General features: G+C 44.7%; 1 protein-coding gene. It reads right to left on the minus strand.

Annotation, left to right across the window (positions count from 1 at the left end; genetic code table 11):
• Nucleotides 1–19: 19 nt before the first annotated feature.
• On the minus strand, nt 20–275 hold a 256-nt coding region (locus tag RTW80_RS29200), incomplete at its 5' end, for a class I SAM-dependent methyltransferase (protein WP_312721615.1).

Raw genomic sequence — 275 nt, forward strand, 5'->3', positions numbered from 1 at the left:
GTATTTGCGTTTCATTCCATTAAAAAATCAGAACGCCGTGCGGCCTCAACACCCGAAAGGCTTCTTTAAATCTCTGTCGCGAATCATCACGCCAGGCATCTTTATTCAGCCGTCCATATTTCTTTCCCATCCAGGCGTTATCACCAACACTCTCAAGATGCGGAGGGTCTAATACAACCATCGAAAAAGATGCGTCTGCAAATGATAATGCACGAAAATCTGCGATAATGTCAGGGCTGATAATCAAGCGTCTCCCATTGCGTAATGTGTATCCT

Source organism: Escherichia sp. AM3, from assembly GCF_032029835.1.
GTDB classification, from domain to species: Bacteria; Pseudomonadota; Gammaproteobacteria; order Enterobacterales; family Enterobacteriaceae; genus Escherichia; species Escherichia coli.